The following is a 12,007-nucleotide window of genomic DNA, read 5'->3' on the forward strand; positions in this document are numbered from 1 at the left end:
TCATCTCGAATCGTCGGACTTCTCGTCGAGCCGTGCATTTTTCACCACCGACCACTGCGTGACCGGTAGCTGCGGGCGCCAGGCGGTGAAGCCGCCCAGCGGTTCCGCGCGGTACACCTGCAGCTTGCCCAGCCGCCCGCCGAACGCCGCGGACCAGGTCAGCAGCGACGCCTCCGATTCCGCGGTGACCGCGTTCGCGACCAGCCGGCCGCCCGGACGCAGCCGCTCCCAGCACGTCTCGAACAGGTCCGGCTGGGTCAGGCCGCCGCCGAGGAAGATCGCGTCGGGTGTGGGTGGGTCGGTGGCCCGCAGCACCGTGAGCACCTCCCCGCGCACGTCCACGCCGGGCACTCCCAGCGCGGCGGCGTTGGCGGCGATCTGCCGGCGCCGGGCCTCGCTGCGCTCGAACGTGATCGCGCGGCAGGCCGGGTCGGTCCGGCACCATTCGATGGCGATCGTGCCCGAGCCGCCGCCCACATCCCACAGCAGTTCCCCGGGCGCCGGCGCGAGCGCCGCGATCGACAGTGCCCGCACCTCGGACTTGGTCATCTGGCCGTCGCCGTCGTACCGTTCGTCCGGCAGACCGGGCAGCCGGGTCGCGCGCGGCGCGTCCGGATCGGCGCGGCATTCCACGGCGACCACGGCCAGCGGGTCGCCCGGCGGCCGCGACCAGTTCGCCGCGACACCGGCGACCACCCGCTCCGCCGGGCCGCCCAGCTGTTCCAGCACGGTCACGGCCGAATCGCCGAACCCGTTGCGCGCCAGCAGCTTCGCCACCTCGGCCGGCCCGCCCGCATCCGGCACCAGCACCAGCACGCGACGCCCGTCGCCGAGCTCCGGCAGCAGCGTCTCCGGCCGCCGGCCCACAATGCTCACCACCGGCGTCTCCGCCAGCGCCCACCCCAGCCGGGCACACGCCAGCGAAGCCGACGACGGCTGCGGCAGCACCCGCAACGCCTGCGGCCCCACCAGTTTCGCCAGAGTCACCCCGATGCCGTAGAACATCGGATCTCCGCTGGCCAGTACACACATCCGGGTATCGGCATGGGCGGCAAGCACATCCGGCAACGCCGGCACCAGCGGCGACGGCCACGGCACCCGCCGCGGCCCGCGCACCGTCGCCGGCAGCAGCGCCAGCTGCCGCGCCGACCCGAACACCACCTCAGCGGCCTCGACCGCCGCGCGGGCCGCACCCCCGAGCCCGTCCCACCCGTCAGCTCCGATACCGATCACCGTAATCGGTTGCCGCACACCAAGTCCCGTCACAGCCTCGCCACCGCACGGTGCACCACGGGCACACTCACCGCACGGTGCACCACCCTCGCACTCACCGCACGGCGCAATGCAGGCACGCTCACCGCACGGTGCACCGCGGCCATACTCACCGCAGGGTGGACCCCGCACATGCTCACCGCAGGGTGCCACCCGCACACACCCACCGCACGGTGCACCGCGGGCACGCTTACCGTAGGGTGCACCACCCCGACACTCACCGCACGGTGCACCGCGGGCACGCTTACCGTAGGGTGCACCACCCCGACACTCACCGCACGGTGCACCGCGGGCAAACTCACCGCACGGCGCACCACGGACATACACACCGCACGGCGCCCCACGGACACACTCACCGCACACGGACCCCCGGACCGCGTGGTCGCTCGCGCCGCGGCGCGTCCTCGCGCCACCGTCGAGTGCGTCACCGCGGCATCCGGCGCCACAACGGCTGCGGCAGGAAGCGGGCCACGGTGAAGACCCACCGCAGGATTCCCGGAATCCACACCCGATCGGCGCGGCGATGCAGGGCCGTCACGACCGCGGCGGCCACCTGCTCGGGAGTGCTGGAGAACGGCGCCGGATCCATCCCCTCGGTCATCCGCCCGACGACGAACCCGGGACGGACCAGCAGCAGATGAACACCGCTGCCGTGCAAGGCATCACCGAGCCCGGAGGCGAACCCGTCGAGCCCGGCCTTGGCCGAACCGTAGACATAGTTGGCGCGCCGCACCCGCACACCCGCCACGGACCCGAACACCACCAGATGCCCGGAACCCTGCGCGCGCAACAGATTCGCGGCAACCGTCAGCACGCTGATCTGCGCGACGTAATCGGTGTGCACCACGGCCACCGCGGCGGCCGGATCGAGTTCGGCGCGGGCCTGATCGCCGAGCACCCCGAACGCGAGCACCACCGCACCGAGCCGGCCGTGCTCGGCGGCGAGCTTCTCCAGCAGCGGCTGATGGTTCGGCAGATCGTCGGCGTCGAATTCGACCCGATGCACCGACGCCGCACCGGCCCGCTCGACGATCTCCTGCTCCGCGTCCAGCTCGGCGCTGCGCCGCGCCGCGAGGATCACCGTCCGGCCCCCCGCGATCCGGCGCACGACATCGAGACCCATCTCGCTGCGGCCACCCAGCAGCAGGATCGCACCCTCGTCCAGTTCACGCACAGCCATGCGCCACAGTCTGCCATCGCGGCGGATCCGGCCCCCGCGGGCATCGCCTCGCCCGCTTGGTAGCGTCGGCCCATGACCAGCACGGGCGCCCTCATCGAACTGTCCCCCGCCGCCCTGGAGTTCGTGACCGAACGACACCTCGCGACCCTGACGACCCTGCGCGCCGACGGCACCCCCCACGTGGTCGCCGTCGGCTTCACGTGGGATGCGGAAAACGGAATCGCCCGGGTCATCACCTCCGGCGATTCGGTGAAGGCCCGCAACGTGCGCCGCGGCGCCTACGCGGCGGTGAGCCAGGTCGACGGCGCGCGCTGGCTCACGCTGGAGGGCCCGGCCGAGGTGCTCACCGAACCCGGCGACGTCGCCGACGCCGTCCAGCGCTATGGCCGCCGCTACCGGACCCCCCGTGAGAACCCCACCCGCGTGGTCCTCGCCATCCGTGTCCGCCGCGCCCTCACCGGCGCCCAATTGCGCTGAGCTGGAGCACTTTCCACCGGTAAGCCCGCACGCCGGCCCGAGCCGATGCCCGACCGCCCGATTCCCGCGAACACGGGCTGCCTACGCCGGACCGGCCGGGCGTCTCAGAGCACAGTGAGCCCGTGCGGCCGGTGATTGACCGCCTCGCCGCCGTCGTCGGTGACGATCACGATGTCCTCGATCCGGGCGCCCCACTCGCCACCGAAGTAGATGCCCGGCTCCACGCTGAACGCCATGCCCGGCTCGAGCACCAGTTCGTTACCGGCGACGATGTAGGGCTCCTCGTGGACGGACAGCCCGATACCGTGCCCGGTCCGGTGGATGAACACGTCACCGAAACCGGCCTCCGTCAACAAGTTTCGCGCCGCCGCGTCCACCGCCTCGGCGGTGACCCCCGGCCGCACCGCCGCCACGGCGGCCGCCTGGGCCGCCGCCAGCACCGCCACCCGCTGGGCGATCTCCGGGTCGGGCTCGCCCAGCACATAGGTGCGGGTCGAATCCGAGAAGTAGCCGGGCTCGACCGGGCCGCCGATATCGATCACCACGACGTCACCGGCCTCGACGACCCGTTGCGACACCTCGTGGTGCGGATCGGCGCCGTTGGGCCCGCTGCCGACGATGACGAATTCCGCCGCGGTGTGTCCCTCCTCGACGATGGCGGCCGCGATATCGGCCGCGACCTCCGCCTCGGTACGACCGGCCCGCAGCCACTCACCCATCCGCGCGTGGACCCGATCGATGGCCGCACCGGCGCGGCGCAGCGCGTCGATCTCGGCGGCATCCTTGGTCATCCGCAACTGCCGCAGCACCGGCGTCGCCGAAACCGGCAGCGCGGTCAGCGAATCCGCGATCGGCAGTAGATGCAGCGCGGGCATCGACTCCGCGACCGCCACCCGCGCACCCGCGTTGACCACCGACTTCACCACCCGGTACGGATCCACGCCGTCGGTCCAGTCCAGCACTTGCAGACCGAGCTCCCCGGCCGCCGAACCGGCCAGCCCGGCCAGCTCCAGTTTCGGGATCACCACCGAGGCCGTCTCCCCGCTCGCGGGGATCACCAGGCAGGTCAGCCGCTCGAAGGACTGTGCGCGGGAGCCGATCAGATACCGCAGATCCGGCCCCGGCGTGATCAGCAGCGCGTCCAGATGCGCCGCCCGTGTCAACGCCGCCGCCCGCTCCAGCCGCCGGCCGTACACATCCGCCGAGAATCGAGACTCCGTGTCCGCGTTCATGCCCACCGACATTACAAGCCACCCGGGTTGCCCGCCGGTCGCGGCACCCGGCGCGCTGTTCCGGATCGTCGACACCCAGCGCCGTCCCCGGCCACCCCGCTAGGCTGCTGACGCCGCGATCGACACGGAAACCGGCCACGGGACCCATCTCCCCGCCGCCGGCACCGCGACCGGGCAGCGCGACACCGGACACCCGGAAGGACCAGCCATGACGGACTCGGACGCCGGCGAGCGCACGGTAACGGACTCGGACACCGGCGAGCACACGGCACAGCCCCGGCCCGAACCGCCCGGCGAGCCCGACACTGCACCACCGACCCCACCCGAGGCCGACACTTCCGGAAGCACACCGGCCCGACCGGTCACCGCCGATCCCGACTCGGCACAGCCGCCCTCGTCCGGACCCGAGCAGTCACCGAACGCCCCGCCCACGACCGATCTCCCGACCATCACCCCGGCGCGGCCCGTGCCCTCCACACCGTTACAGACCGCCGGAACCGACCCCGCACGGCCGAAACCCGGCCGGACGGGACCGCGGGAAGAACATCACACCACTCTCCGAACGGGTGCACCCGAGGCCGAAGTGCGCGTCGCAGCGCCGCACACCGATACCGGCCCGTTGTCCGAGTCCGTCTCGGCGCCCGGCTCCCGCTCATCCGAAAATGCTCTGGCACAGCTGGCCACGCCCAGCGAAGATGCTCCGACACAGCAGGCCACACCCAGCGAAGATGTTCCGACACAGCAGGCCACACCCAGCGAAGATGCTCCGGCACAGCAGGCCACGCCCGCCGAAGATGTTCCGGCACAACAGGTCACACCCAGCGAAGATGCTCCGACACAGCAGGCCACGACCAGCGAAGATGCTCCGACACAGCTGGCTGCGCGCAGCGAAGATGCTCCGACACAGCAGGCCACGACCAGCGAAGATGCTCCGGCACAGCAGGTCACACCCGGCGAAGATGCTCCGACACAGCAGGGCACGACCAGCGACCACTCGACCGCGCCCTCTCCTGCGCGGGTAACCACGAGCGAGAACGGGCTCGTCCGGCCATCGACACGGCAGCCCGCCGAACCGGACTTCGACTCGCCCGAAGTCGCACTGCCACAAGACGTTACGGAACCGCCCCGAACCACGGCGTGGCACGATGCCGGAACCGAATACAATGTGCCCGAGTATGTTCTGCCATCGGCACCCTGGCCCGACATCATCGAGCCGTACCGGAAACTGCTACCGCCGCAGCGGAATTCGCCGTTTCTCCGGTTCATCACCGGCAGCGGCGAATTCGGGCCGCCGCGGCACGCGTACCGCCGGGACGAGATCCTGCCGCACGAACCGGGTTACGGGATCGATCCCGACCTGTTGCGCCCGCCGCCCGGATCGGTTCCGCCCGCCGCGGTGCGGGCCGCCCGCGTCATCGCCTGGGTGGACGCCGCCGTCGCGGCACTGCTGGTCTTCGTCACGGCGCTGACCGCCGGCGCGGAAACCGCGGGGTCGGTGCTCGGGATCCAGCTCTGCGCGCTGGTCCTGGGCGGGCTGGCGTTCCGATTCGAGCACGGGGGCATCGGGGTGCGGAACGCCGCCGTCGTGCTCGCGGTCATCGCGTTGCTGATCGGTGCCGGTGGTCTGGCGCACCCGCATCCGACGGGAGTGCTCGGCGTGGCGGCGAGCATCGCGATCGCGGCGCTGTTGTTCCTGCCCGAATCCACCGCGTGGTTCCGGCGTCCGTGGCCGGACCAGCCGGACCAGCGGCGGCCGCTGCCGTTCGCGGACCGTCGCCCGCCGTGGACGCGCCGGAGCTGATCCCACCTGTCGGCCGGTCCCTGTAGCGTGAGCAGCCATGAGCTCACCTGCCGCGGGCCCGTTGCTGCTGCTCGACGGGGCCAGTCTGTGGTTCCGGGCCTTCTACGCCATCCCGGAGAAGATCACCGCACCGGACGGCCGGCCCGTCAACGCGTTGCGCGGCTTCACCGACATGGTCGCGGCGCTGATCAAGCAGCACGGGCCGAGCCGGCTGGTGGTGTGCCTGGATCTGGACTGGCGGCCGAGTTTCCGGGTCGCGCTGATCCCCTCGTACAAGGCGCACCGGGTGGCCGAGGAAGGCGGGCCGGCGGCCGGGAGCGTCGAGGAGGTCCCCGACACCCTCACCCCGCAGGTGGACATGATCCTGGAGGTGCTCACCGCGGCGGGTATCGCCACCGCCGGCGCCGACGGCCTGGAGGCCGACGATGTGATCGGCACCCTCGCCGACCGCGAGCGTACCGATCCGGTGATCGTCGTCAGCGGCGATCGCGACCTGCTGCAACTGGTCCGCGACGAGCCCGCGCCCCCAGTGCGGGTGTTCTACGCGGGGCGCGGACTGGCCAAGGCGGAATTGTTCGGCCCCGCCGAGGTATCCGCCAAATACGGTGTGCCGCAAGGCAATGCGGGCCCGGCCTACGCCGACATGGCCACCCTGCGCGGCGACGCCTCCGACGGCCTGCCGGGTGTCGCCGGCATCGGGGACAAATCCGCCGCCACCCTGATCTCCCGCTTCGGGACTCTGGAGAATCTGGTGGCGGCGGTCGGGGATCCGGACGCGGACCTCGCGAAGGGCGTGCGCGCCAAACTCGCCGCAGCCGACGCCTACTTGAAGGCCGCGGCTCCGGTGGTGCGGGTGGTCCGCGATGCCGAGGTGGAGCTCTCCGGGCCGGACCGGCTCCCCGCCGTCCCGGCCGACCCCACCCGGCTCCAGCAACTGGCCACCGCGTACAACGCCGAGAGCCCGGTGAAACGGCTGATCACCGCCCTCGGGAAGCGGTGACGCCCGGCGACCGTCAGTTCGGGCGGCCGACCTCGTAGGTGCCGTCGGTCTTGGTGACCTTCACGGTGACGTGCTTCGCCTCGCCGCCGACCTTCAGGTCACAGCTGAAGGTCTTGCCGACCTCGACCTTCTGACCGGACGGGCAGGTCACATCCTGGATGTCGTCGATGCCGTAGGAATCCTTCAGCACCTTCGACACACCGTCCTGGACGGCCTTGTTGTCCAGCTTGTCGCTGCTGTTCAGGATGAACGCCAGCACCACGCCGACCACCACGACCAGCGCGATGATCGCGCCGAGCACCGCGTAGAGCCCCTTGTGCGACTTCTTCCGGGTGGTCAGCGAATCGAGCGAGGGCGCCTGGCTCGGCGGTTGACCCCACTGCTGCCCCCAGGACTGCTGTGGCTGCTGGCTCCACTGCTGCTGTGGCGGCGGCTGCTGGCCCCAGGACTGCTGTGGCTGCTGGGCCCATTGCTGCGGCTGCTGCTGGGTGGGCTCCCACTGATGCTGCGTGGTCGGCTGTGCCCAGGCCGGCTGGCTGGGCTGGTTCCCCCACTGCTGTGTCGGCTGCTGCTGGGCCCACTGCGGCTGGGACTGACCCCAGGGCTGACCCGCCGGCGGCTGCTGGCCACTCGGATTCTGCTGCGTGGGGGCCGCCTGACCACCGGACTGCTGCTGACCGCCCCAGACCTGGGTCGGATCGTTGCTTCGTCCCTCCCCGGGGCCGGGGGTCTCGCTCGGGCCGAACGGGCCGCTCATCTGCCTGCCTCCACTCGCACTCGTCCTACTACATGTTGCCCCCGCGTGAGAACACCCGCTCACCACGGCCGGTACACGAAGCCATCCAATCACAGTCCGGCTGTGTTCGATGCCTCCGTCACGCACCGGCGGGTCCGGCGGCGGACGGGCCCGCCACCGACCCGGACGGCCCGGCTACGCCGCGTCCACCGCGACGACACCGCGCCGGATGGCTCGCACCGCCTTGGCGGCGGTGGCGGCGACCTCCACGTCGTCGGCGGTGTTGTGAATCTGGTCCAGCAGGTCGATCACCTGACGGCACCAGCGCACGAAATCCCCCGCCGACAACGCATTACCCTGATCTCCGCTGGCCAGCAGTGATTCGGCCAGCCCGTCGCCGCGCGCCCACTTGTGAATGCCGGTGACGAAACCGAGATCCGGTTCCCGTGTGGGTTCCAGCTTGAACCGCGCCTCGTCCGTGCGCAACTCCCCCCATACGGCGATGGTGTCGGCGACCGCGCGCCGGATCGGCGCGGTGGGCCCGGTGGCCCCGAGAATGCCTCCCTCCGAACGGGATTCGTACACCAGGATGGACACCACCGCGGCCAGTTCGGCCGGGCCCAGACCCCGCCAGCGGCCCTGCCGCAGGCATTCGGCGACGACCAAATCGGCCTCGGTGTAGATGCGCGCGAGCCGGCGGCCGTCGGCGGTGACCTCACCGTCGGCGACATAACCCCGATCGGCCAGCAGCGCCACGATCCGGTCGAAGGTGCGGGCCAGCGAATTGGTGGTGGTGGCCACCTGCCGGCGCAACGATTCGGTCTCGCGCTGCAACCGGGTGTACCGCTCTCCGGTACGCGCCAGCTGCTCCCGGTCGGGCCGGCCGTGCGCCGGATGCGAGCGCACAGCCCGCCGCAGGGTCATCAGCTCCCGATCGTCGGCGGCCTTGGCCCGGGCGCCGCGGCGCTGCCGGCCGGGTGCGATGAGACCGGTATCGCGCAGCGCCGAGGCCAGATCGCTGCGAGCGCGGGCGGTGCGGTGGTCGACGTGCCGGGGCAGGCGCATCCGGCCCAGCGGCTGGGCCGGGGTCGGGAAATCGGCGGCCGAGACGCGCCCGGCCCATTTGTCCTCGGTGAGCACCAGCGGGCGCGGATCGCCGGGCGTCGCGTCCGGCTCGAGGATCACCGCCAGCCCCTGGCGCCGGCCCGCCGGAATCGCGACCACATCGCCGCGGCGCAACGTCGACAGCGACGCCACCGACGCACCGCGCCGATCGGCGCGGCCCTGCCGTTCCAGATCGCGTTCACGCTGCTTCAGCCGGTCGCGCAGCGACAGGTACTCCAGCACCGAATCGTCACCGATCTGCGAGCGCAGTTTGCGCATCTGCCCCTCGTTGCGCTCGATGCCGCGCACCAGGCCCACCACCGACCGGTCCGCCTGGAACTGCGCGAACGACCGCTCCAGCAGTTCCCGCGACTGCTCCGCGCCCATCCGATCGATCAGGTTGATCGACATGTTGTAGCCGGGCCGGAACGAGCTGCGCAGCGGATACGTGCGGGTGGAGGCCAGGCCGGCGACCGCGCTGGTGTCGACGTCGGGATGCCACACCACCACCGCGTGCCCCTCCACGTCGATCCCGCGCCGACCGGCCCGGCCGGTCAGCTGGGTGTATTCGCCGGGAGTGAGCTCGGCGTGCGATTCGCCGTTGAACTTGACCAGCCGCTCCAGCACCACGGTCCGGGCCGGCATGTTGATACCCAGCGCCAGCGTCTCGGTGGCGAACACCGCGCGCACCAGGCCGCGGACGAACAACTCCTCCACCGTGTGCCGGAACGCGGGCAGCATCCCGGCATGGTGTGCGGCCAGGCCGCGATGCAGCGCCTCCCGCCAATCCCAGTAGCCGAGCACCTCCAGATCGGCGCGCGGCAGATCGCCGGTGTGCTTCTCGATGATCGCGTCGACCTCGTCGAAATCCTCGGTACGGGACAGGTCCAGCCGGGACCGCAGGCACTGCGCGAGCGCGCCGTCACAACCGGCGCGACTGAAGATGAACGTGATCGCGGGCAGCAGGCCCGCCTCGTCGAGCCGGGACAGCATCTCCGGCCGCGGCACGGACCGGCCGTCGCGCCGTGGCCCGCCCCCGCCGCGATGCCGCGGCCCGCCACCCCAGCCGTTCATCCGGTCGGCGGTCTCGCGGTGCTCGATGTAGCGCACCAGCTCCTTGTCGACCATCACCTTCTGATCGCTCGAGTGCTGATCGAACAGATCGAACAGCCGCCGCCCGACCAGCACGTGCTGCCACAACGGCACCGGACGGGTCTCGTCGACGATCACGGCGGTGTCGCCGCGCACGGTCTCCATCCAGGCGCCGAACTCCTCGGCGTTGCTGACCGTCGCCGACAGGCTCACCAGCCGGACGTCGGGGGGCAGGTGCAGGATGACCTCCTCCCAGACCGCGCCGCGGAACCGGTCGGCCAGGTAGTGCACCTCGTCCATGACGACGTAGGACAGGCCGATGAGCGCGTCCGAACTCGCGTACAGCATGTTCCGCAGCACCTCGGTGGTCATGACCACCACCGGCGCTGCCGGATTCAGCGACTGGTCGCCGGTGAGCAGGCCGACGGTGTCGCGGCCGTACCGCTCGACCAGATCCGCGTACTTCTGATTGGACAGCGCCTTGATCGGCGTCGTGTAGAAGCATTTGCCGCCCGCGGCCAGTGCCAGATGGACCGCGAACTCGCCGACCACGGTCTTCCCGGCTCCGGTGGGAGCGCAGACCAGCACACTGTGCCCGCTCTGCAGCGATTCACAGGACTGTTGCTGGAACGGGTCCAGGGTGAAGGACAGTTCGGCGGAGAATGCCGCGAGTTCGCCGGTCAGCGACTGTTGTGCCACTCCTCAGAGCGTATCGGACCAGTCCGACACAGAGCGCATGGTTTTCTCCGACTGCAAGTTCGCGGCCGATGCGACCGACTGCGCGGACGCCACGGGATCGGCCGCGGAGATCGACTCCGGAGTCCCGGACAGCGGCGACGCCTCCTCGTCGGACAGCGCATCCCAGTTGTCGCCGCGCCGCCTGCGACGCCGGTCGTTCAGGCGCGAGATCTGCACCGCGACCTCGAACAACAGCGTCAGCGCCGCGGCCAGCGAGAGCATCGAGATGGGGTCCTGCGGGGTGACGATCGCCGCGAACACGAACATCCCGAAGATCAGCCCGCGCCGCCACTTCTTCAGCCGCTCGTAGCTGAGGATGCCGATCATGTTGAGCCCGACCACCAGCAGCGGCGTCTCGAAACTCACGCCGAAGATGATCAGCAACTGGATGATGAACCCGAAGTACTGCGTACCGGACAGCGCGGTGATCTGGACGTTGCTGCCGATTCCCATCAGGAAACCGAGGGCGTGCGCGACCACCCAGTAGGCCAGCAGCGCACCCGCCACGAACAGCACGGCGCCCGAACCGACGAACGACAGCGCGTACCGCCGCTCCTTCGAGTACAACCCCGGGGTGATGAACCCCCACAGCTGATACAGCCAGACCGGGCAGGCCAGCACGATACCCGCGGTCAGGCCGACCTTCAGCCGCAGCATGAACTGTTCGAACGGCGCGGTGGCCAGCAGACGGCAGGCGCCGTCCGGGCTCAGGGCCGCGCGGTGTTCCGCGGGCAGCGAGCAGTACGGCCCGCGCAGGATCTCACCGAGACTCTCGATCCCGAGGAACGAATGCGAGTACCACAGGAATCCCAGCACCGTGGTCAGCGTCACCGCCAGCAGCGCCTTCAGCAGCCGTGAGCGCAACTCCTGCAGATGCTCCACCAACGACATGGTGCCGTCGGGATTGACCTTGCGCCGGCTGCGCCGGGGGTCGAACGGGATGCGGATTCGCATGAGTTGTCTGCCTCGTCGATGGGCGGCCCGGACTGAACGTACTCATCGGGCGCTGTCCGGCGCGCCTCACCGGCGCGCGACAACGCCCATGGCGGGCGGTCCGTCGACCGCCCGCACCTGCTCGGCCCGCTCAGGCCTTGTGCAGATCCGGATTGGCCTGTGCCGCAGGGTTAGCGGTCGGCTGCGCGGACGGCAGCTCGGCCGGGGCCTGCGGGGTGCTCGCGGTCGAGGTGCCGGCCGACGGCGCGGACTTGCCGCCCTCGGTCTGCATCTCTTGCATCTCGCTCTTGAAGATGCGCAGCGACCGACCCAGGCCACGGGCCGCATCCGGCAGCCGCTTGGCGCCGAACAGCAGCACGAACACCAGCGCGATCAGCAGCCAGTGCGTGGCGCTCAGAGAACCCATCGAAACCTCCAAAAG

General features: G+C 70.9%; 10 protein-coding genes. 3 read left to right on the forward strand and 7 right to left on the reverse strand.

What is annotated here, in order from left to right:
- Together cbiE and NRB56_RS17645 are read right to left on the reverse strand one after the other, a co-directional pair.
- Nucleotides 1-1,251 carry a precorrin-6y C5,15-methyltransferase (decarboxylating) subunit CbiE gene (gene cbiE / locus NRB56_RS17640; RefSeq protein ID WP_319943127.1) on the reverse strand — a complete coding sequence of 417 codons (1,251 nt, stop codon included), beginning with the start codon at nucleotides 1,249-1,251 and terminating at the stop codon, nucleotides 1-3.
- A gap of 445 nt (nucleotides 1,252-1,696) precedes the next feature.
- Entirely contained in the window at nucleotides 1,697-2,452 is a 756-nt protein-coding gene (locus NRB56_RS17645) for an SDR family NAD(P)-dependent oxidoreductase (protein WP_153343514.1), read from the reverse strand.
- A gap of 72 nt (nucleotides 2,453-2,524) precedes the next feature.
- Between NRB56_RS17645 and NRB56_RS17650 the strand changes: the two genes are divergently transcribed.
- Entirely contained in the window at nucleotides 2,525-2,929 is a 405-nt protein-coding gene (locus NRB56_RS17650) for a PPOX class F420-dependent oxidoreductase (protein WP_153343516.1), read from the forward strand.
- 104 nt (nucleotides 2,930-3,033) lie between these two features.
- Here the strand turns inward: NRB56_RS17650 and NRB56_RS17655 are convergent, their stop codons facing one another.
- The gene (locus NRB56_RS17655; RefSeq protein ID WP_406603493.1) at nucleotides 3,034-4,161 is read right to left on the reverse strand and encodes a M24 family metallopeptidase; all 1,128 of its coding nucleotides are present in this window, start codon (nucleotides 4,159-4,161) and stop codon (nucleotides 3,034-3,036) included.
- A gap of 1,165 nt (nucleotides 4,162-5,326) precedes the next feature.
- On the opposite strand from NRB56_RS17655, the gene NRB56_RS17660 reads away from it, so the two are divergent.
- Together NRB56_RS17660 and NRB56_RS17665 are read left to right on the forward strand one after the other, a co-directional pair.
- The gene (locus tag NRB56_RS17660) at nucleotides 5,327-5,962 is read left to right on the forward strand and encodes a hypothetical protein (protein WP_153343520.1); all 636 of its coding nucleotides are present in this window, start codon (nucleotides 5,327-5,329) and stop codon (nucleotides 5,960-5,962) included.
- Between the two features lie 37 nt (nucleotides 5,963-5,999).
- Nucleotides 6,000-6,962: a 5'-3' exonuclease gene (locus NRB56_RS17665; protein WP_153343522.1), complete on the forward strand. Its 963-nt coding sequence runs from the start codon at nucleotides 6,000-6,002 to the stop codon at nucleotides 6,960-6,962.
- A 13-nt stretch (nucleotides 6,963-6,975) separates the two neighbouring features.
- Here NRB56_RS17665 and NRB56_RS17670 read toward each other — a convergent pair whose 3' ends face one another.
- From NRB56_RS17670 to tatA, 4 genes are all read right to left on the reverse strand, one after another.
- Entirely contained in the window at nucleotides 6,976-7,719 is a 744-nt protein-coding gene (locus NRB56_RS17670) for a DUF4333 domain-containing protein (protein ID WP_153343524.1), read from the reverse strand.
- 174 nt (nucleotides 7,720-7,893) lie between these two features.
- Nucleotides 7,894-10,593, reverse strand: coding sequence for a DEAD/DEAH box helicase (locus tag NRB56_RS17675; protein ID WP_319943128.1), 2,700 nt, complete (start codon nucleotides 10,591-10,593; stop codon nucleotides 7,894-7,896).
- A gap of 3 nt (nucleotides 10,594-10,596) precedes the next feature.
- Entirely contained in the window at nucleotides 10,597-11,580 is a 984-nt protein-coding gene (tatC, locus tag NRB56_RS17680) for a twin-arginine translocase subunit TatC (protein ID WP_319943175.1), read from the reverse strand.
- A gap of 136 nt (nucleotides 11,581-11,716) precedes the next feature.
- On the reverse strand, nucleotides 11,717-11,992 hold the full coding sequence (gene tatA / locus NRB56_RS17685) for a Sec-independent protein translocase subunit TatA (RefSeq protein WP_153343528.1): 276 nt from the start codon (nucleotides 11,990-11,992) through the stop codon (nucleotides 11,717-11,719).
- Between the last annotated feature and the right edge of the window lie 15 nt (nucleotides 11,993-12,007).

The sequence above is a fragment of the Nocardia aurantia genome (assembly GCF_009604425.1).
Lineage (GTDB): Bacteria > Actinomycetota > Actinomycetes > Mycobacteriales > Mycobacteriaceae > Nocardia > Nocardia aurantia.